We start from the raw sequence: 21143 nt of genomic DNA, 5'->3' as shown, positions 1-21143 counted from the left end.
GCCGCGATGGGCCGAGGTAGCTAGGAGCACTGTTCGAAGGGTGTGCTGGCATGGCCCGATCTGAATCCTGCACCGCGCGTGATCGCTCGCCGGTCAGACTGCGCGGCTATGAGTCGCCTTTTGCCCTGCCAGATGGGCGTCGAATGCGGAGGCGACACTTCGGACCAGAAACTCTGCGCCATCCTGGACGCGGAGCCGGTCGCCGTCCATGGTCACGGCGCCATCCAAGAGCAATTTCGCGAGCCGCCGTTCGTCGACGATCGCCGTCCGCGGATCGCGACCATGAGATCGGGCTACCTTGGACAGGTCGACGGCCATATCGCACATCACCCGCTCGATGAGGTCGGCCCGGAACCGGTCGTCCTCCGTGAACTCATAGCCCTTGACGGTAGCGAGTTGGCCTTCCGCGATTTGCTTAAGATAGTCGCGCGTCCCGATGGCGTTCTGGACGTGGCCCTGCGGCATCCGACCGATGGCGCTGGCCCCGAGACCGATCAGTGTTTCGGCGCAATCGTCCGTATAGCCTTGAAAGTTTCGACGTAGCTGGCTGTCCCGCTTCGCCGCGGCAAGGTTGTCATCCGGAAGCGCGAAGTGGTCGAAGCCGACACGAACATAGCCAGCCTCGACGAGCGCTTCGGCAATCGTTTCGGACTGGAGATGTCGCGCTACGCTATCGGGAAGGGCGGCCTCATCGATCTTGCGCTGATGCTTCTTGAACGACGGGACGTGCGCATAGCCGAATACCGAAAAACGATCCGGACGGAGCTCGATACACTTGGCTACGGTGTCGAGGCACGAACTAACCATCTGATGCGGGAGGCCATAGAGCAGGTCGAAATTGATCTGACCGATGCCGGCCCTACGCAACTGATCGACGCTCGCACCTGTCTGCGCAAAACTCTGGATGCGATTGATGGCGCGCTGGACCATGGGATCGAAGCTCTGAACGCCAAGGCTCGCGCGGGTGACACCGCCATAGCCCAAGGCTTCCGCCATCGCATCCGTCAGCGTGCGGGGGTCGATCTCGACGGCAATCTCCGCGCCGGGCACCACAAAATATGAGTAGCGAAGCGCGCCCACGAGATCTGCGAAGGTCTCGGGCGTCATGATCGTCGGCGTTCCGCCGCCGAAGTGGATACGGGAGATCGGAAGCCGTTTGCCGATCGCCTCGGCGACCAGGTGGGCTTCAGTCCGAAGGCCCGCGGCGTAGACCGCAATCGGATCGTCGCGCTTGGTCACGGAGGTATGACAGCCGCAGTACCAGCACATGGATCGGCAGAACGGAACGTGTAGGTAGATCGAAATGGGTTCTTCAGCCGGTAACGATCCGAGCCATTGCCGGTAATCGGCTTCGCCGATATCTGATGAAAAGTGGGGTGTCGTGGGATAGCTCGTATAGCGGGGCAGGCTGTCCTGGCCGTACGATTGCGCCAAATCGGGTCGCATTCCATCTCCTTTGTCGAGAGATCATCTACCCGCACCGCGCATAAGGGTCGTTGATCTCGCGCAAAACCACGGGCTCAACGTTGGAACATACCGCGGCAGCACCGCGGACGTCGCCGCCGGGCGGTGGGATCTCGTGATCGAGGGCAACGCTGACGGACGCCGCATGTTTCTGTCAAGAAACCGCATCGTCCCCGACTGAGGGCATATGTGCATGCAGGCGGACATCGACTTTTCTTACTATCTGAAGAGGACAGGCAGGGCCTCGTCCAACTCGACCTCGCGGTGGAGGAGATCAATTGCACAGGTTGCATGGGAAAGATCGAGCGCAATCTGTCGAGCATTCCGGAGGTGACCTCGGCACGCGTGAACCTCACCGATAACCGGCTCGCTCCAGCCGAGGACCATCAAGCGTCCGCGGTCTCTCTACGCGAAATATCGATTCATCACACCGAAAGCGAATTGAACGAAGAGCGCGCCATCAACCGCTAAAGAGTTGACCGTGATCTTGACGTCGGTCGTCTCTCTCTAAAAAATCATCGCGGATGCTGAAACCACCGAAAGGCTGTTCATCCGAACACACATTTCCCCTCCGACTCGTTGAGCCGAGACCGGAACGACAGACAGGAAGACGAGAACGATCTAGTATTCGCGCCCAGCCCGATGGAGGCTCTGGCGTCGAGACAACGCAGCGCGCCAAGCGTCGTAAGGGCGACCATAGTAAGAGACCGCCACGATGACTCACAGATGGTTGATCGCTCTAGGCTTAATACAAATCAGGCCTACCCGAGCTGGAACTGTTCAGGTTCATCGCGATCGGCTTGCTCATTTCTTTCCAGAAACATGTTAGTACGTGCTCAGCTTCGAATAACCAGGCGTCGATTGGGGCTGCATTCAATTATAACGAAGCATCTCAACACGGTCTGTACAAAGTTTACAATTCCACAGCCGCACTAGTCCAGATGCCTTGTCTTTTGGAACACATGATCGAGCTTAGTAGCGCGAGTTCCTATGAGTGCCTTTTTTATGGTCGTCGCTCCGAAAAAACTATGATACAAGCCGCTCCTCTCAAAAGGAGCATTCATGGTAAAAAAAGCAACCAAGAAACGCGTGCGGCGCGAGTGGACCAAGGCAGATATCAAAGAGCTCAAAGTCCATTCGAAAGCTCGAACCCCGGTCGTAAAAATAGCAAAAATGACCAAACGCAGCGTCGGTGCGTTACGCCAGAAGGCGTTGAATCTCGGAATCGGACTCGGACATCAGCGGTAGCTTACTGATAAGCGCTGGTAAGTGGCCCAGTAGGGCGGCTCGCGGGCCGCCTTTATGGCCATTGAAACGGTGTCGCAAATTGGCCCTGCCAATTGCGGTGAAAAGAGCTTTTCACGCACTTGGCCTTTCATTGTCGCGGAACGGGGTCCTATGCTTCGTCATCTTTGTTGAGTCTTGAAAGCAGCTATTGACGGCGAAGGCCGCTTGGCGCGGCATGCTCAACGGGCGCTCGAAGAGCTATGGCGGGCCACGATTGCTCACGGTGACGGCGCGGCGCGACCGGTTTTCCGCAAGCCAATTCTATCAATCGGGAACGAATCCAGGCGAAGTCGATTCATTGGCCAAGATGGGCAGCTTCGCGGACCATCATGCCGAACGGACCGCCTGGATCACTCGCGCCAAGTACCGCCTCGTTGACATCCACGCCGGCGCGCTCGCAAGCACACCGGTCTGGTCGCCCTCGGTGAGAGCCGCTAGCCAACCTCAGCTCCTTAGCCGGTTTTGCAGCGCCAGCCGGCTGACCCTGAGGTTCTTAAGGTTCAGCAGGTCCGACTGTCCTGTTGCCAATCCCCGAAGCAGCGCTCGCGTGCCGTCCAGGACAAAGACGCCGCAATCATAGCTGTTCTGTTGCTGGGCCATCTCGGCTGGCTTCAGGCTGAGTCCCAGCCGTTGTGCGAGCTCTGTTGCACGGCGCTCGTTGTATCCCTGGATGGAGTCGTAATGATAGGCGACCGGCCGTTGCCGGTCTCTGCGATCAACGAACAGCAGTGACCAATGGGTGCCGCGTTGATTAGGAAGATCGGCATCGTTCATTGGCAGAAACAGGAAGTCGGCAGTATCGTTGCCATTTCGATCGATGAGGCGCTGGAATTGACTTCGCGGATCGCCGTCGACGGCCGCCAAGCGTATTTGATAGTGGGCGACAAGGGGATCCACCAGCTGCGTCCGGGCGGTGAGATTCGGATGGTTCTCCTGCAGCCACTGCTCCAGCAGCTCATAATCCCTCCGGATGTGCTCATCGCCGAGCCATTGTATATCCCCGAGCACCAGTCCGGGACCTCGGGAACGGGCCGTCGGGTCCAAACCTCCGATCTGAGCAGCGGAGGTGGGGGCCGGAAACGCTGGGGCAGAATCAACCTCCTCGTCCAATTCGGACGGGGGCGGCGCATTCAAATCAACAAAAGACCCAAGACCGGCGTAGGTGTCTGAGCGTGCCCTGGCAGGCTGCGCTGGCGCAAAGTGAGCATCGTCGTCTAATCCGGACGGCGTCGGCCAATTCAAGTCAACAAAGGACTCAAGTCCAGCGTAGGTGTCCGAGCGAGCCTTGGCGGTCGATGGTGACACGGGTTGTTGCACTGCCTCGCTCAAAAAAGCCGCACCGTCCCCGCTCCGGGTTGGCGCGGGAAGCACCTGCAGCAGGTTGGGCGGCGCGGCATCCAGCACAGCTGGCGAAGTCGACTTCTCACGTGCTTGCACGACCAGTGCCCGATTCGCCTCGATAAATTTCAAGTAGCTCCGAAGAAGCGATAAGATCCCCGTCTGCTACTCTACCTCTGGCCTGCCTGAACGTCGTCACTTCTTTTTGCAACGTTCCCTGCTGCTGCTCAGGGCCATTGAGCCGGGCGATCACGCTCCCTCTGTCCTTATCTTTCAGCCAAGCACTGAACCCACGCAGACGCGAAACCCGCTTCTGGGCAGACTGCCTCAGTGTCGGAGTCGAAGTTCTGAGATCGTGCGGCTTGGTTAAGCGCGTTCTGGATGAGGGAGTCGTCTTCGGGATGAGGAGCCAGCGTGCCTCGGCGCGCCGCCCCATCGCACGCGTTCCGGATCCGAGTGCTTCGGCGTTCTTACCCCAGGCGCGAGCCTCCGGAGATCCTCCAAGAGCGATTTGAGGCGGCATTGAGGGTCTCCCCCCTGGCTCCTGTCCATCGAAAGATCCTTGGATATAAATCGCCTTGCACCGAGTAGCGATAGGATCCTTCTTGTTAGCCTGGGGCCACCGCCTAAAATCCCTAAGTCCATCAAAACTTTTGTCTATGGTCGTTTTGGCAATTTGCGCTGTTGGCTCGGAATCTTACCGGCAGGTTTGCATCTTTGGCAGGGAGCTCCCCGATCAGTTCGTCGGCGGAAGGGAGGCTCCGGGAGGCGATCTTGTTCAGCAGCCCAACGACAGCCGAACGGCCGCCATCTTTCAAATAGGCTCCGACGTCACCCACGAACGAATCATGGCCGGGAGAATCGCGGTCAAGGCGGTTTGCTATGGGAGCCCGATTGTTTCGGCGGAGCCAGCTGCTCAAACCGGTCAGATTGGCTCCCGCTGTCTTGACGCTTGGCTCGCGCATGCCCTCGGCGCGGATGCTTTCTTCAAGGAAGAGACGAGTGTCACGTGCTCAGCAAAGGGTTCGGGACGGTCACGCTTGGCGCGCCCCTCACGAATCTCTGTATTCACTAATTCCGGTTGCTGCCAGCCATTCTGCGGCGAGGCGGCGGTTCGTGCGCCTTCTACTCTCGTAGAGGGCCGAATCTAGCATCCGTTCCGCTAGCAGCTTCTTCAGCTTCGGCGAGGCAGCCTTGGCCGCGCTGGGCCGAACACATGGGCTGATCGCGTTAGCCATATGGAAACAACCTCGCTAATGGGCACTCCTCGAAGCTCATGCCAGGCTAAAGTTTGGGCGTAAGCGAACGCCCGGGAGCCTGTTGGCTAGCTCGAGCTCCGAGGCGATATGGCGCGCTCAGCAACAATTGAAAAAGCGCTCTGTTAGCTTGATAGATGGCGGCGGAGCGGCTACGTCCTGAACCCGTCATCACCTGTGCGCCCTCGGCGTTGTGAACGGACCACAACCACCTTCGACGGCGCTGCTTCAAGAAATACTCGTAGGATGGGAGACTCGACATGGTTAGCGAGCTCCATTTCTGACGGTCGTGCGTTTGGTCTTCTGAATGCCAGAGCGGGCCCTCGCCAGGCGATGCCTCACTGTAGCAAGCTTGGCAATGAACTCGCGGTCAATGCCGAATTCATTAAAAACGAGCTCATCCTGCGCTTCCTGTCGTGGCCCCAAAGTCGCGAGATGCTTGCGCGTTTTGGCCGTCAGCGACATCTGCCCGATCCGGGCATCCTCGCGGAGAACTTCTGCCGCAGGAAACCGTTTTTCTCTAGCAGCTTTGGGTGGGTCGTCACGAAGGAAGGGTCAACGTGCATCAATCGTGACACCGGATTGACCGGTACACCCTTTTCTCTGCCCAAATAGGTCACCGCCATCAGGATCGTCCACCGTGGCCCAGTGATACCCAGCACATTGCCACAGAATTTAGCAAGTTCTTCGAGACACGCACGGATCGATCTGATCTCGCACGTGAACGGCCGGACAATCTCGTCTCCGTCAGTAGAGATGCGGCCAAGCGCGATTGCTTGATCAGGTAAATCCGGCGGCATCTTAAGTCAGGTTCCATCCTTTACAAACCTCAGCGCCGATTAGGGAGTCAACGCTGCAAGAGCAGCTAGTTCAAAGATTTGGTAAAGTTCGGACGGATGGGCCTGCGAAAAACCGGCTGGCCGGAGCTATGGCTCAGTGTCTTGACGGGCCAGCGGCAGCATTCAGGGAAAGTTGCGTCAGGATCAATACGCGCTGACAAGCTTGATGCGCCCTGCCAAGTGAGATGTCCGCGACATGATCTGCTTCTTTGCCCCGCTCGCCTTAGCCGAATTTCTGGTGTACGCCGAGCGTCAGCGAGGTGCATGTCGCATTTACGTTTTAAATGGCGCACAGCAACGTGCCGATTATAGGTAGCAACGTTCCATCTGCCGCGGACGGTTATCCGGTAAACCTCCGTATGGTTCTTTCCAACCTTCCCATATCCGCAAGCAATCTTCGTGCGATTGAGTTGGCCCTTGACTTGGGCTCAGCTGTCGAGCAACCGGGGCGCGATTACCGGTGTCGAACCTTTCTGTGATCCGGCCCAATCGTTCGAACTGAACGGATCTCACATCAAACGGATCTCACATCATGAGTGGCAGGAAGAATTCTTGTCGTATTGACGCTTGGTACGCAAGCAGTCGGTCCCAAGCGATCCCGCGGCTGGCTTTATTTGACTCGATCAAACGAGCGGGGACGAGGTTCGCTTTTCAAGCACGAGGCTCTGAACGATGAGCGGACGTTTTGGCCGTTCGCCTGCGGTGTGCTTTCTCCTCGGTCTTCCGCGATCCGGGACGACACTCCTGGCGCACTTGCTCCAGCACCATCCAGACATCGTGGCTCCGCCTGAACCCTGGTTGATGTTGGCGCTTGAAGCATTTGGCAGGGTGGACCAGCGTCACCCGGCGGGCAGCTCACTGATCAAGGCCGCGACCTCCGAATTCCTGGGGCGGATAGATCGCACGATCGTCAGCCGCGCTTTTGCCGATGCAGCATACGATCAGTATCTGGCAGAAGCGGGCAAGCGCATCATCATAGACAAGACACCACGCTATTGGACGGTGCTTGAGTTTCTTGAATCTGTCTATCCAGAAGCGCCACACATCCTTCTGATGCGCAATCCCTATGCCATCGCCGCGTCACTGAAATCGACGTGGGGCATCCCACTGCGGACAGAAAGCTCGCATTCGGTCAGCGTATCCAGTCTCGCCGATCTCATGCTCCGTCTGCCCGACGTCATCATAACTTCGCTCGCCGATTTGGTTCTGGGCCTTCCCAAGCTCGCCGCGCACCGCACTCGCCCCCAGACACAGTTCGTGCAATACGAACTGCTCGTGGCGCATCCGGACGAGGAAATCCGGCGTCTGTTGACGGGGCTCGGCTGTGACCCAGCGGCCGTCGCATCGACTGGGATGAGACAAGCAGATTATCTTCGATCCAGCAGCTTTGGGGATCGAAAAATCCTGGAACGAAACGCCGTCGACGAAAGCTCTGTCAATTCATGGCAATCTCAATTGAGCGTCGAAGAGATGCAAACCGTGACTGATTTGGTCGGCGCTGAGCTTTTGCTAGAACTCGGATATGAGCAGGAACTGCTGCATGCACAGAAAGCCGGAGTGCTGGATAGGGGAGGGGAGGTAACCGGACTCTATCGTCGCATATTCCGAACCTGGTGGGATTTGCGAACTACCAAGACGGGAGCATTATCCGGCCCCTCTCACGCTGGAGAGCCAGTCCACACTGCTTGGAACGTTTCGGAGAACCGCGACGCGGCTATCGAGATGTTGCGAGGCGAGGTCGCGCGGCTTGAGCAAATCCTCAATATCTCCTAGGGCGATCTGAATGCTTGCGATCAAAACACGCTGGTTGATTTAGCCAAGATCCTTAACCCGCACGAGCTGATCTCCCGATCAGGTGTGACGCAGGCGCCGGCCGCACCAGCGGTGGAATGCGATATGCTGCCGCGTCTGCAAGTCTGCTGTCCAATGGGGCTTGATCTTATGGACGAGCCTGGCTCTTGGCCGGCCGTTTCCGCCGCGGATATTCCCCACTCTGGGCTGGAGCCATAGAACGGCGAAGAACAGAGATCCTGCATCGAAAAGAAGATATATGCTGCCGAAACATCTGCGCCGTCTCGAAGCTGAATCGATTGAAATCATGCGTGACGTGGTCGCCGAGTTCAAAAGGCCGGTCATGCTTTACTCGATCGGAAAAGACTCAAGCGTGATGCTGCACATTGCGATCAAGGCGTTCTATCCGGCAAAATTGCCTTTTCCCCTGCTTCACGTCGACACGACCTGGAAGTTCCGCGAGATGATCAGCTTCCGAGACGCGACAGCCAAGCGGCTTGGCCTCGACCTGATCGTCCATGTCAACAAGGAGGGCATCGCGCGCGGGATCAATCCGATCGATTCCGGCTCCGCGCTCCATACCCAGGTGATGAAGACAGACGCGCTGAAGCAGGCGCTCGACCTCCACGGATTTGATGCCGCCTTTGGCGGAGCCCGGCGCGATGAGGAAAAGAGTCGCGCAAAAGAACGGATACTCTCCTTCCGTTCGGCCGGACACGTATGGGACCCCCGTAACCAGCGGCCGGAGCTCTGGAGCCTGTTCAACACACGGATCCGCCAGGGCGAAACCATGCGCGTGTTTGCGATGTCAAACTGGACCGAGCTCGATGTGTGGGAATACATCATGCTCGAGAAGATTCCGGTCGTTCCGCTCTACTTCGCAAAACAAAGACCGACAGTGCGTCGAAATGGTGCGACTATCATGATCGACGACAAGCGATTGCCGCTGAACTGCGACGAGACGCCGGAAATGCGGATGATCCGCTTTCGCACGCTTGGATGTTATCCTTTGAGCGGGGCTATTGAATCCGATGCGACGACGATCGAAGACATCGTCGCAGAAATGCAGACTGCGACTGTGTCGGAGCGACAGGGACGCCTAATTGATACCGATGAAGCCGCTTCAATGGAGAAGAAGAAGCGGGAAGGCTACTTTTGATGTTTGTAAAGCCGACAACGGAAGCGATCCCGGCCAGACCAAAGGATCAGCTGCGATTCATCACGTGTGGCTCGGTGGACGATGGCAAATCGACGCTGATCGGCCGATTACTGCACGACAGCAGGATGATCTATCACGATCAGCTCACGGTGCTGGAACGCGACAGCATCAAGCACGGTAGCACCGGAAATGACATCGATTTCGCGTTGCTGGTGGACGGGCTCGAGGCCGAACGGGAGCAGGGCATCACGATCGACGTCGCCTACCGCTTCTTCACGACGCCGCGGCGCTCCTTCATGGTGGCCGACACCCCCGGCCACGAGCAGTATACCCGCAATATGGCTACCGGCGCCTCGCATGCCCAGCTCGCCATCATCCTGATCGATGCCCGCAAAGGCGTGATGGTTCAGACCCGCCGCCACTCCTTTATCTGTTCGCTGCTCGGTATTTGTCATGTCGTGCTGGCAGTGAACAAGATCGATCTTGTCGCATACAACAAGGAGTGCTTCGATCGGATCGTCCGTGACTATCTGGCCTTTGCCGCCGGTCTCGGCTTCACGTCGATCGTTCCGATCCCGATCTCGGCCCGCTACGGCGACAACGTCGTGGATCGCTCCGCTCATGCCAACTGGTATCATGGTCCCTGCCTGCTCGAGCATTTGGAGAGCATTGACATCCCGTCCGGCACCGCAGGTCAGGCTTTACGCTTTCCGGTCCAATGGGTGAACCGCCCAAACCCGGATTTTCGGGGCTATGCCGGGACGGTGGCTTCCGGGAGGATCTCGACAGGAGACGAGATCGTTGTCGCCGCGTCGGGACGGACCACGCGCATCAAGCGGATCGTGACCCACGATGGCGACCTTGTCGGCGCCGAAGCCGGCGATGCGGTTACTATTACACTGGAAGATGAAATCGATATCGGCCGTGGCGATATTCTGTCGCGACCGGACGACCGACCGAAGGTCGCCGACCAGTTCGCCGCTTATGTGATCTGGATGGACAAGGAGCCGCTCGCTCCCGGACGCAATTACGTCCTGCGGATTGGATCGCAGACGATTACCGGCAGCATTACCGCAATTAGGCATCGGATCGACGTCAATACTTGTGAGCATGTGGCCACCGGGATGCTTTCCCTCAACGAGATCGCCGTCTGCGATGTTGCGACCGCAATGCCCGCAGTATTCGATCCTTACGACCTCAATCGAAAGACCGGATCATTTATCTTCATCGATCGTTATACGAATCGTACGGTCGGGGCCGGCATGATCGCCTTTCCGCTACGGCGGGACACCAATATTGCTAGGCAAGCGCTGTCCGTGGACAGGAGGGAGCGCGCCGCGCTCAAGAATCAGAAGCCTTGCGTCATCTGGTTCACTGGCCTATCTGGCGCGGGAAAATCGACGATTGCCAACCTGGTTGATCAAAAGCTGTGTGGCATGTCGCGGCATACCATGCTGCTGGATGGCGACAACCTCCGGCACGGATTAAACGCGGACCTCGGCTTCTCGGAGACGGACCGCGTGGAGAACATTCGGCGCGTCGGTGAAGTTGCCAAGTTGATGGCGGACAGCGGCTTGATCGTGATCTGCTCGTTCATCTCGCCCTCTAGGGCCGAACGTGACAGGGTGCGCGGCCTGGTTGGCAAGGAAGAGTTCATAGAAGTCTTTGTCGATACGCCGATCGAGGAATGCGCGCGGCGAGACCCAAAAGGCCTGTATTCAAAGGTGAAATCCGGCAAGATCAAGAACTTCACCGGGATCGAGTCGTGCTACGAAGTACCAACAACACCGGAGATTCATCTCAGGACCATGGAGCAGACCCTAGAGCATTCAGCGGACGCGGTCGTGGATGTCTTGCTGGCGCGCTCAATTCTTGATGGTTAGATGTCCCTCGCATCGCACCATCGATTCGCAGCAATATCCTGCTGGCCTGGGGCCAAGGCGATTCGGCTCAGGCGGGACTTTTCGCTCAAAGGAACAAAATGGTCGCACCCACTCCTCGACTGCCCGCTGCCGGTTACGTGCTCGAAGTGGATGGTCAATTCAAGACCGAGTACGCGAGCAGAGATGGAGCATGGGCGGGAGCGGAGGAGCTCAAGAAGCGCCGTCCCATGCTCCAGATCAGAATCTACGACGCGATGACAAAGGCCAGAGAGGAAGTCCGATCCCAGTAGGTTGAGTTTCGCTTAGCGCTTCTTGCTACGCGTGCGGCCAGCGACACGCCGCATAAAGCCGAGCCAGGCAGCGTCTCGGCCGGTTTCGATCTTTCGAGCAGTATGAGGGTGGGGCCTCGGTTTTCCGGGCCTGGCCGCATCCGGCGAGCGGGCGGTTGCTGCCCGGTATATTGACCAATCCGAACTAAGCAGTCGGTCACGACTCGCTCCTGTCGCGGCCGTGCCAGCTTTCGGGAAGCTTGCTTCCTTTTGGCCCGCCGCTCGTCGACCGATACGGCCCATCGCGAGACAAAGCAGCCGCGAACCTTAGCCATCCTGCGCTGCGCTACGGGCCTCCGCCGCGCTTCGGGTTCTGCTCCATTCCGCCTGATCGCCATGAAGGCGGCAAAGGGGCGCGGCCGAAAAGGCAAGGGAGCTCATCCATGGCAAGGGACAAGGACGATGTCTTGATGATCTGCTCTGGTCAACCGTCAACCTGTTCGAGCGCGCGGTAGACCGCGTCGAACGCAAGCTCGCGATCAACGAGCAGGCGCTGCAGAGGAGTCAACGCGCCGATGATTGATCCGTGAGACGTTCTCGCTGCGAAGCGGCGTGCAGAACCGAGAGATGCTGCCAGCCTAGCGATTGCTCGCAGAGAGGGACACCTGCCATCACCTGGAGTCGGCTCGACATAGTCCTAGCAAAGCAGGACGACATGTTCTGCTTCACGGCGACTCGCCGAAAGGTGTCGAACTGATCGTTGCTAAACGGCCAGCGACAAGGCCGCCCAATTGTCTTCAAGCCGGACCCGACCACAGCCTGCGAAGGCCGCTCCATTCAAGCGCAACGACGTGATACCGGCAGTCATCTGCGACGAGGGCCTACACTTTCCAGGCACCAGCATCCAGGAGGATCTCGCCTGCACAGCGGAGAAGCTCGGTACCTCCATCTGGATGCTATGCGAGGATCGTACGTGAACGGAAGATTGGGCCATCACTTACCTGCAGGTATCGCTCTTGCGGGCGGAATGCCGACGGTCCTGATGTCGAACTCTCACTCTAGCCCGCTGTGAATCTCCGCACTCTGCTGCCTACGTCGGGTTTGTCGCCGCCAGATGGCAGTACGGTCAGGAAAAATTCACGCGAGAAAATCCCGCGAGAGGGTTGAAACGCCCCTAACGTCAAGTTGTACGATCTCGAACTAGGCGGCGACGGTCTTCAGCGTCCCAAAACCTCCAGCGAGCGACAGTGTGCGAATGTCTCAAGTCTCAGGCTCACGCAGAAAGAGCCCCGTCACCAGCGACAATCATCAGATGAGCCCTGCCCGGATCTGTACTCGGCGCGATGATCCGACGTGCATTGTTATCCCGACGTCAACCCTTGACTGAATGGCACAGGTCGCACGTAAGCCGATCGGCCGACCTGCCCGTTCGCGACGCAAGAAGGCGATCGCGCTCAAACATGCGCATGCGTGATGGCTGGATGAGAGCGGGCGTGGGCACCAATTGCGTTCGAGGGCGCGGTGGCAGAGCCCATTTCTGGGAGGTCTGAATGGCATTGGTGAGGAGCTTTGTGAAAGATCGCTCTGCATCTGCGATGAGATGTGGAGGTTGCCACGCGACAGGGTTTTCGGAGAGCGACCCGAAACGCGCCCGCGGTTTATGGCGTTTGACCCGAAGCTGTTGAACCGAGGAAATCGACGCTCGCCCACAGGGGCTCCCTGATGCGGTGGGCGTACTCCAGATCCACTGACGAATACAACTTGAGGAGTAATCGTTTGACAAGACAGCGCTCTTTGCTGACGCCTGGTCCATTGTCGTTATCGCTGGCGGTCAGGAGCCAGATGCAGCTTGATCTCGCATCGCGCGATTGCGAGTTCAAGGAAGTGACCGCCCGCATGAGGCGGCTGATGCTCAACTTGCTGGGAAATGCTGACGACTATTCGGTGGTTCCTATTCAGGGAGGCGGCTCCTTTGCAATGGAAGCCGCTCTCTCTTCATTTGTGTCCCGAGCCCACAGACCGCTCGTTTGCATAAACGGCATCTATGGCGAGCGCATTTTACAAATTTTGCGGCTGTGGGGCGTCGAAGCACTGAAGCTTGTCAAGCGGGCGACCGATCCTTTGGATCCTCAGGAAATTGGCGAGCATCTGAGCCGAAATCCTGGCGTTACGCACCTATGTTTCGTGCATTGTGAGACGACAACCGGAATCGTCAATCCGCTGGACGCGATCGTGGAGGAGGCGAGGAGACGTGGCGTAAAGACCATCATCGATGGGATGAGTTCTTTCGGCGCCCTGAATATCGACCTGAGCCAGCGTGGACCTGACGTCCTGGTCACCTCGAGCAATAAGTGCATAGAAGGGCCGCCGGGAGTGGCTTTTGTCATCGCGTCTCGCGAGCTGCTGGAGAATGCGGTTCAAGAACCGAGGTCGTTTGTGCTCGACGTGAGAGATCAATGGCTCTCGCTCGAGCGCACGGGTGAGTGGCGATCGACCCCTCCCACCCACATCGTTCAGGCAACGACAACGGCCTTGAAGATTCTGCACGAGGAGGGCATCGATGCCAGGCGCTGCAGGTACGAAAAGGTCAGGGACGATCTCGTCAAAGAACTCGAAGGAGTGGTGTCTCCGCTGCTGTCCCCGGACTTGCAGTCGCCGGTCTGCGTCGCGTTCAGTGCGCCGTCCGGAATCGTGGACCAGGCAGGATTCGATGGTCTGTATCGCCACTTGGCGGCCCACAACCTTTACGTCTACTCGAAGCTGCATCTTCCGACGCGCAGTTTTCGCGTCGGTTGCATTGGGGAAATCCAGTCCAGCTGGATCGAGCAGTTGGGGTGCGCTTTTCGTACATATTTCCGGTCCGGTCAGGTCCGGTCAGCAAGGCCGATGTCGGGTCAAGAGGCATGCGCGGCTCGCGTAAAGATGCCCGCTCGAGCGGCTGGGGACCCGCAGCTGCCGTTTTCCGCCGAGACTGCTGTTCTGCATGCGGGCTATCGACGCGACCCGGTGACAAAAGCCGTCGCAGTGCCAATTTACCAGAATACGGCTTATGAACTCGATGGCGATCTAAACCACATTGCTGACGTCTACAACGTCAAGGCCGATGGGTTCACCTACACGAGGATCATCAATCCGACGACCCGCGCGCTGGAAAAGCGCTACGCCGCCGTCGATATGGGCAGCGACTCGCTCGCCGTTGCGTCAGGTCAAGCGGCGACGTTCCTTGCTATCGTCAACCTTTCAAGTGGCGAAGTGGGGGACAATGTCGTCGCCTCTCCCTATCTATATGGCAATACCTGGAACCTGCTCCACAACACATTAAAGCGTCTTGGGATCAGCGTGAGGACGGCAGATCCTCGAAAGCCCGAGACGTTCGAACGTGCCATTGATGATCGCACGATATGCCTGTTCGGAGAGGTGATTTCGAATCCCTGTCTGATTCCGCTCCCCGTCAAGCAGCTGGCGGAGATCGGCCGAAGGTACGGCGTGCCTTTGGTCGTGGACAATACGACGACGCCACTGGTATGCCGGCCGTCAGATCTCGGCGCTGCGATTACGACGTACTCCGCAACGAAATATATATGCGGCCATGGCACGACGCTTGGCGGACTGATCGTTGACAACGGCGAGTTTAGCTACCGGAAAGCCTCTCGCTTTCCGTTGTTCAACCGTCCCGACGATGCGCATGGCGGAATTGTCTGGCACAACGCGGTGCGCGATGTCGACGATCTTGGAAAGAGCGAGTTTCTGCTCAAGGCTCGCATGACTTGGTTGCGCGATACCGGCGCGGCCATCGCCCCCTTTGCGAGCTTTCAACTGATCCAAGGGCTTGAAACGCTGCCCCTTCGCATGAAGCAGCACTGCGCGAATGCCAGGATCGTGGCCGACGTTCTCAAGGAGCACCCTAAAGTGCGCCGTGTCTTCTACCCGGGGCTCTTTGAAGGCGCCGATCGGGAAACCGTCGAACAGACACTCAATACCGCATACGGACACGGGGCGATGGTCATGTTCGAAGTGGAGGACGAGCAGGCTGGGCGCAAGTTCATCCAGAACGTCGACTTGATGTATCACGTTTCGAATGTAGGCGATGCCCGCACGCTCGTGACTCATCCTGTCTCGACAACCCACACCACCGTCCCGCGGGAAAAGCGCGAAGCCGCCGGTATATTTGGCGGCTCGATCCGACTTTGCGTCGGCATCGAAGATGTCAGCGACATCGTACGTGATCTGGACAAGGCGCTTTCCGCAATCTGACAACCAGCAAGGCGATCAGGAAGAGGTTCTCATGAATCAGGCAGACGCTTGGAAACTGAGGTCATCACGCTATGAGGCCGTTCAATTCAGCCGGGAGGTCAATAAGCAGCTCTCCGAGCTGAGACCGGACAACATCACGGGAGCGGCCTATATTGCCAAAGATTACGCTGTCATCGCAGCGTGCACGCTCGCGACCGTGTCCATCTCATGGTGGCTCTACCCGCTGGCCGTTCTTCTGATTGGTGCCTATCAGCGCGGATTGACAACCATCGCCCATGATGCGGCTCATCGGACGCTCGCGAAGAACACGACCTGGAACTACGTCCTCGGCATTCTGTTCGCTTCCTATCCCTTGTTCCAGCGCCACTGGGCTTACCGGATCTCGCACGTCTATTTGCATCATCCCTATCTCGGGGACCCGGACAAGGATCCCGACCTGAAGTTCTTCCTGGCCAGCGGCGTTTACGACGTGCAGCCTCCGAAGCGGTACGCTTTCAACATGATCTGGAAGCCGATCTTCGGCGGCGCGACAGTGGCGTATCTGAAGTATCTTTGGACCAATCGGTTTTCGATCACAGATGCCGAGGATCAGAGCCGCTCAGGTATACTTGTCGACAAGTATGGCTTCTATCTGTTCTGGATCAGCATCCTGGCCGGGTCATATGCTCTTGGGCTGCTCCATATGGTCGTCCTATTTTGGATCGTGCCCTATCTCACCACGTTTCAGGTCCTCGGCTGGTTTATCGAGCTCGCCGAGCACTCACCTATGTGCGAAACCGAGACGCAGAACGTCTATCTCACCAGGAATCGGAAGGGAAGTTTCCTCGAGCGGGCCATCTTCGGACAGAATCTGGATGAGTACCACCTTGAGCATCACCTTTCGCCGGGTATCCCGTTTTGGCTGTTGCGCAAAGCTCAGAAAATCCGAATGCAGGATCCGAACTACGCGAAGGTTGCCGAGACCTGGGGCGGGCTCTTTGTCAAGGGACCCCAAGGTCAACCTAGCGTCATAACTCAGTTGAAAGAGCGAAATCGACGGTTGTATGAGCAGTCCGTTGCCGAGGTTCGCACGCGAGGGCAGGTGGCGTGACGTTGCTACGGCCAGAGCGCGCCCGAGCCGTGGTCGGCGTCACTTCGAACCGTCTTTTGGTGGATGGTGTGCATCGCGACTGGTTGCGGCGCAAGTACGTGCAGGCACTCCATCGTCATGCGGGAGTGGCGTGCGTCATATTACCGACGCTCGACGCGGAAGATGCGAGGGAGGAGGTCGCCCCGCCGATGATTGGCCGGCTCGACGGCCTGGTGTTGACCGGGGATGAATCGAACATCGACCCCACCGTCCTGAGAGCGCCTGCGTCCTTGACGGAGGCTGATCGGCAGGATGTTGAGGTTGGGATCCTTGACCGTCCGCGAGACAGGCTCTCTGCCGTAACCATAGAGAGCGCTATCGCGCTCGGAATGCCTATTCTGGGTATCTGCCGTGGGCTTCAGGAACTCAACGTATATTTCGGCGGCACACTCCGCCCATCGCTTGCGGAGTGGAGGCCGGAAAGTGGCGCAATGCATGCCGAGAAGCCAGATCGTCCAAGAGACCGTCAGTACGACGCCGCGCACAGCGTCAGAATATGTTCCGATGGCGCGCTCTTCCCAATCGCGCGGACGATCGAAGCGCAGGTCAACTCGCTGCACAATCAAGGCATCGAGGCGCTTGCCCCGGCGCTGAGGAGGGAGGCGTGGGCGCCTGACGGCGTGGTCGAGGCAGCTTCGGTCATTGGCGCGCCGACGCTGCAAATCGGCGTGCAATGGCACCCCGAATGGCACGTCTCAACCGATCTCCTCAGCAAGCAACTGTTCAAGGCATTTGGTGAGGCGTGTGTTGGGTACTTCAGAGCTAAGAAGAACTAGAGGCGGATTGTGACATTTCAAACCAAACGTGATCCGTGCAGGTCGAAAGGAGAGTCCCTCGGAGCCGGTGCACGCGGCTGGTCCTGCGAGGGCCATGCGCTGCCGCGCGGGCACAGGAAGAGTGGGCGATTGGCGAATCGCTTCGCTCTAGGAGTTTTCTTTGTGGCGCTTTATGTGGTCGTGAGCGCGGCAGGCGAGGTTTATGCGGCATCGTATTTTCAGCAAGCAGATGTGTTCGTCGCGCTCTTGCTGTCCTTCGCTGTGGTTTGTCTGACGTTCAATCTCCTGGCTCGGCGCGAGGGAGGCGAGGCAAGGGTGGAGAAACGGTCGCTCCTGGTCTTGGTCGCGCTCAATGTAGTGACAGCGATCAGCTGGATCGGCCTATTTATCGGACTGAAATACGCTGAACCTGCGATCGTCGTCGCCTTCATGGTGGCGTTGGGGCCCACCGCAACAGTGTGGTTAAACGCACTGATCAGGCGCCAGGGCGCCCCTCCAGCATCCGATAGTGTCGTGAGCGTTACGATCGCGACGATCGGGAGTTACATGATTTGGATCTCGGCCAGCGGCAACGCGGGCGTCGAGTGGGGGGCTCGATCGTCCTTTGGCATCGTCTTGGCCATCGTGGCCGGCCTATCGCTGGCCCTTACAAATATACTTGTCAAACTGCTGTTCGACCGTGGCTTTTCTGGCCGACAAGTGCTGGCGCATCGCTTTTATGGAACGATTCTCTTGCTGCTGGGACTGGTCGACCATTCATCTATCGTGCCCGAGATCTCGCAGCATTGGTTTGCGATCGCAACAATTGGGTTGTCGACGATCCTTGTTCCTTTGCTCTTGATCCAGCAAGGCATTCGCCGCGTAGAGCCCTTCACCGTCAACATGGTCCTGTCCACCGCCCCTATCATCACCTTCCTGTTCCAGTACTTCGATTCTCGCATCGTGCCTTCGTCACACACGTTCATTGGAAATGTTCTCATTACAGCTGTCGCTGTCGGCAACATCTACTTGCAGTATCGGAGATCCGCATGAAAGAACGGAATTGTGTAATCGTAGACGCATACTCTACCGGCCGCTACCTACCGGAAGAATTCAAGCGTTATGGAATTGGAACGGTGCATGTGATGTCGGCTGCACAGATTCCACCCATATTCCAATCGCATTTCAATGCGGATCTGTATGATGAAGTCATTCGCCCCAGCGAGCGCATGGGGTATGACGAGATCGTTGAATATTACTTTCAGGTTCTCCATGGCAGGGAATTGGAGTTCGTTATCGCGGGCTGCGAGACCGGAGTTGAGCTCGCAGATTCTTTGTCGGAGCGGCTGGGCTTACCTTCAAATGGGACCGCGCTATCGGCTGCTCGGCGTGACAAAGCGCGGTTGTCTTGCGCGCTGACCTCCGCAGGCGTGCGATCGATCAGACAAGTCGTGTCCGACAGTGCTGTAGAGATCGCAAGCTGGAAGCGTGAAGCGAAGTTCAACGAGATCGTGATCAAGCCTCTGAACAGTACTGGTACCGAGGATGTATTCTTTTGCTCGACAGATGCTGATATTCAGCGGGCTCTAAGCGCAATTATCGGGAAGACGAACCGTGTCGGAGCGTTGAATCGTTTTGCCCTTGGGCAGGAAAAAATAAACGGCCAGCAATACACCGTAAATGCCGTCTCGATCGACGGGGAAGCCTTCGTTACGGAGGCCTGGACCTATGACACCGTTCCTATTGAGGGGGCATCATCGGTCTGCTCACTTGAGAGATTGTTGGACGGCAGGGAACCAATCGTTCAGGAGCTGTCCGACTACTTGGTGCGTGCGCTGCAGGCGCTTCAGATAGTCGACGGACCGGCTCATGCTGAGATCATTGTCGATCGCCGGGGACCGGTTCTGGTGGACTTCGGAGCGAGGCTTCAAGGGACCATGTCGGCAAAAGCACGAACCATGGCGTTGGGGCAGAACCATATGACGCTGACGGCCTGGCGCTACGCAGATCCCAAGGGCTTTGGTGAGTACATGAGGCTGCGCGGGCCCTACAAGCGGCAGGCTCACGCACTATGCGTCTCGCTTATCTCCGATATGGGCGGTGTCGTTGCCGGTTACCCGGGACTCGAAGCGATCCGCAAGCTCCCGAGCTTCGCTGATGCCATTGCATTCGTTCCGATTGGTCAAGAGCTGGTTCCGACGATCGACTTGGCGTCGACACCAGGCATCGTTTATCTCGTGAATAGCGAATCGACGCAGCTTGAGGATGACTATCGCAAGCTGCGCGCAATGCGGATGGACCAGGTGTTCGATTTAGTGACGCAGGATCGGGACTAATGCCAACTAAGGCCAGGTTGATCGGGGCGAATCCAGCCCGCGCGGCGATGATCGGCGTAAGCGACTTCGATGGCGTTCTGCGAGGCAAACACGTCTTAGGTGAAAATCTCTCAGATGGAGATAAAGTTATCAAGTTCTCTGAAGCGGTGCTGGCGTGGGATTGTTCGGACCGGGTCATTCCGGCGAGTTTCACGCAAAAGCCGCTATCAGCATTCGGAGACGCTGATCTGCGTATTCTGTCAGGCACCGGCCGTTCGGTGTCTTACGTCGGCGATCAATATCTCTACCTCGCCGAGTTCACGGGCGTACATGAGGACATCTGCCCGCGCGGTATTCTGCGTAAGGTCCTGAGAAGGGCCGCTGACCACGGATACGGCTGCGCTGCCGGGTTCGAGTTTGAATTTATGTTGTTCAAGGAGAACGCCGACACAATTGAAGATAAGCCGTTCGGCGAATGGGCTCCTTTAACACGGGGCCCGTTCGGCTACTCGATTGCGCGCTCTGTCGCGCAACATGAGCTGTTCGATGAGATCTTGGCGCTTTGTGAGAAGGCGAGAATACCTCTCAGCGGACTGCACTTTGAAACGGGGCCTGGCGTGGTCGAAGCGTCACTCCGTCATTGTGATGCGCTGGAAGCTGCCGATCGAGCAACCATATTCAAGTCGATGATAAAAGCGTGGGCGCAAACGCGAGGCATGATGGCTACATTCATGGCCAAGGTTTCCGAGAAATGGCCCGGCCAGTCCGGCCATATTCACATTTCGATGTCCTCGGATGGTCAGAATGCCTTTTACGACAGCGATGCGTTCGGTAACGTTTCGAAGCTTATGAGGCAATTCATCGCCGGACAACTAGAATACATGAATGATTTCTGTGTGCTCGCCGCGCCGAACTTCAATAGCTACAAGAGATTGGTACCTGGCTGCTGGGCACCAATCTGTCCAAGCTGGGGAGTTGACAACCGCTCCTGCGCGGTTCGGGCGATTCCGGGAGATCCGTCTGCCCATCGCCTGGAGTATAGGCTGGCTGGCGCAGACGTGAACCCATATCTCGCGCTCGCATGTGCCATTGGTTCCGGAATACTGGGTGTCGAAACAGATGTGGCACTACCGGCTTCGATCGTCGGTGATGCGGGCGTGGAGATGTGTCGTCCGTCTGCGAGACTGCCTCAAAGCCTATCAGAGGCGACATCTCGGTTTGTACAGTCTCCAGCGGCCAATGATGTTTTCGGAGAAAGGTTTGTTGAAGCCTTTTCTTGCTCCCGCCGTTGGGAATGGGAAGCCGTTCAACATCGGGTCACCGACTTTGAACGTCGGAGATACTTCGAGATCATTTAGCTTGAGCTCTTCGACAGTTTGCATCTCAGTCCTGTCGTCATCATGT

At 57.7% G+C, this 21143-nt stretch carries 14 protein-coding genes; 11 read left to right on the top strand and 3 right to left on the bottom strand.

Annotated features, from left to right (window positions below):
- Window positions 1-93 precede the first annotated feature (93 nt).
- Window positions 94-1446, bottom strand: a complete 1353-nt coding sequence (gene hemN / locus P6U29_RS32105) for an oxygen-independent coproporphyrinogen III oxidase (RefSeq protein WP_407114327.1) — start codon at window positions 1444-1446, stop codon at window positions 94-96.
- A 282-nt stretch (window positions 1447-1728) separates the two neighbouring features.
- On the opposite strand from hemN, the gene P6U29_RS32100 reads away from it, so the two are divergent.
- The gene (locus P6U29_RS32100) at window positions 1729-1935 is read left to right on the top strand and encodes a heavy metal-associated domain-containing protein (RefSeq protein WP_407114326.1); all 207 of its coding nucleotides are present in this window, start codon (window positions 1729-1731) and stop codon (window positions 1933-1935) included.
- 591 nt (window positions 1936-2526) lie between these two features.
- Complete coding sequence (locus P6U29_RS32095; RefSeq protein ID WP_407114325.1) at window positions 2527-2712, top strand: hypothetical protein; 186 nt, start codon at window positions 2527-2529, stop codon at window positions 2710-2712.
- Between the two features lie 483 nt (window positions 2713-3195).
- Here the strand turns inward: P6U29_RS32095 and P6U29_RS32090 are convergent, their stop codons facing one another.
- Window positions 3196-4221 (bottom strand): Ulp1 family isopeptidase, encoded by a 1026-nt coding sequence (locus tag P6U29_RS32090; RefSeq protein WP_407114324.1) that lies wholly within the window; start codon window positions 4219-4221, stop codon window positions 3196-3198.
- A gap of 1388 nt (window positions 4222-5609) precedes the next feature.
- The gene (locus tag P6U29_RS32085; RefSeq protein ID WP_407114323.1) at window positions 5610-5810 is read right to left on the bottom strand and encodes a hypothetical protein; all 201 of its coding nucleotides are present in this window, start codon (window positions 5808-5810) and stop codon (window positions 5610-5612) included.
- 1046 nt (window positions 5811-6856) lie between these two features.
- On the opposite strand from P6U29_RS32085, the gene P6U29_RS32080 reads away from it, so the two are divergent.
- The 9 genes from P6U29_RS32080 to P6U29_RS32040 all read left to right on the top strand — a co-directional run bounded on the left by P6U29_RS32080 (window position 6857) and on the right by P6U29_RS32040 (window position 21097).
- Complete coding sequence (locus tag P6U29_RS32080) at window positions 6857-7957, top strand: sulfotransferase family protein (protein WP_407114322.1); 1101 nt, start codon at window positions 6857-6859, stop codon at window positions 7955-7957.
- 277 nt (window positions 7958-8234) lie between these two features.
- The gene (gene cysD / locus P6U29_RS32075; protein WP_407114321.1) at window positions 8235-9134 is read left to right on the top strand and encodes a sulfate adenylyltransferase subunit CysD; all 900 of its coding nucleotides are present in this window, start codon (window positions 8235-8237) and stop codon (window positions 9132-9134) included.
- A complete protein-coding gene (gene cysN / locus P6U29_RS32070) occupies window positions 9134-11017 on the top strand; it encodes a sulfate adenylyltransferase subunit CysN (protein ID WP_407114320.1) in 1884 nt (627 codons plus the stop codon). The genes cysD and cysN overlap by 1 nt, the downstream gene beginning before the upstream one ends.
- A gap of 2111 nt (window positions 11018-13128) precedes the next feature.
- Complete coding sequence (locus P6U29_RS32065; RefSeq protein WP_407114319.1) at window positions 13129-15540, top strand: 2-aminoethylphosphonate--pyruvate transaminase; 2412 nt, start codon at window positions 13129-13131, stop codon at window positions 15538-15540.
- Window positions 15541-15571: 31 nt separating this feature from the next.
- Complete coding sequence (rtxC, locus tag P6U29_RS32060; RefSeq protein WP_407114318.1) at window positions 15572-16630, top strand: dhydrorhizobitoxine desaturase; 1059 nt, start codon at window positions 15572-15574, stop codon at window positions 16628-16630.
- A gap of 29 nt (window positions 16631-16659) precedes the next feature.
- Window positions 16660-17445, top strand: coding sequence for a gamma-glutamyl-gamma-aminobutyrate hydrolase family protein (locus P6U29_RS32055; RefSeq protein WP_407114317.1), 786 nt, complete (start codon window positions 16660-16662; stop codon window positions 17443-17445).
- Between the two features lie 129 nt (window positions 17446-17574).
- The gene (locus P6U29_RS32050; RefSeq protein WP_407114316.1) at window positions 17575-18477 is read left to right on the top strand and encodes an EamA family transporter; all 903 of its coding nucleotides are present in this window, start codon (window positions 17575-17577) and stop codon (window positions 18475-18477) included.
- Complete coding sequence (locus P6U29_RS32045) at window positions 18474-19760, top strand: ATP-grasp domain-containing protein (protein ID WP_407114315.1); 1287 nt, start codon at window positions 18474-18476, stop codon at window positions 19758-19760. The genes P6U29_RS32050 and P6U29_RS32045 overlap by 4 nt, the downstream gene beginning before the upstream one ends.
- Window positions 19760-21097: a glutamine synthetase gene (locus tag P6U29_RS32040; protein WP_407114314.1), complete on the top strand. Its 1338-nt coding sequence runs from the start codon at window positions 19760-19762 to the stop codon at window positions 21095-21097. The genes P6U29_RS32045 and P6U29_RS32040 overlap by 1 nt, the downstream gene beginning before the upstream one ends.
- Window positions 21098-21143 lie beyond the last annotated feature (46 nt).

It is taken from the genome of Bradyrhizobium sp. LMG 9283 (genome assembly GCF_045571415.1).
In the GTDB taxonomy this organism is placed as follows: Bacteria; Pseudomonadota; Alphaproteobacteria; order Rhizobiales; family Xanthobacteraceae; genus Bradyrhizobium.
This window is presented reverse-complemented; position numbering and strand designations above follow the sequence as displayed.

Coding starts and splice junctions, on each gene's coding strand:
- hemN (WP_407114327.1), bottom strand. CDS start 1,446: ATGCGACCCGATTTGGCGCAATCGTACGGCCAGGACAGCCTGCCCCGC.
- P6U29_RS32095 (WP_407114325.1), top strand. CDS start 2,527: ATGGTAAAAAAAGCAACCAAGAAACGCGTGCGGCGCGAGTGGACCAAG.
- P6U29_RS32085 (WP_407114323.1), bottom strand. CDS start 5,810: ATGTCGCTGACGGCCAAAACGCGCAAGCATCTCGCGACTTTGGGGCCA.
- P6U29_RS32080 (WP_407114322.1), top strand. CDS start 6,857: ATGAGCGGACGTTTTGGCCGTTCGCCTGCGGTGTGCTTTCTCCTCGGT.
- cysD (WP_407114321.1), top strand. CDS start 8,235: ATGCTGCCGAAACATCTGCGCCGTCTCGAAGCTGAATCGATTGAAATC.
- cysN (WP_407114320.1), top strand. CDS start 9,134: ATGTTTGTAAAGCCGACAACGGAAGCGATCCCGGCCAGACCAAAGGAT.
- P6U29_RS32065 (WP_407114319.1), top strand. CDS start 13,129: ATGCAGCTTGATCTCGCATCGCGCGATTGCGAGTTCAAGGAAGTGACC.
- rtxC (WP_407114318.1), top strand. CDS start 15,572: ATGAATCAGGCAGACGCTTGGAAACTGAGGTCATCACGCTATGAGGCC.
- P6U29_RS32045 (WP_407114315.1), top strand. CDS start 18,474: ATGAAAGAACGGAATTGTGTAATCGTAGACGCATACTCTACCGGCCGC.
- P6U29_RS32040 (WP_407114314.1), top strand. CDS start 19,760: ATGCCAACTAAGGCCAGGTTGATCGGGGCGAATCCAGCCCGCGCGGCG.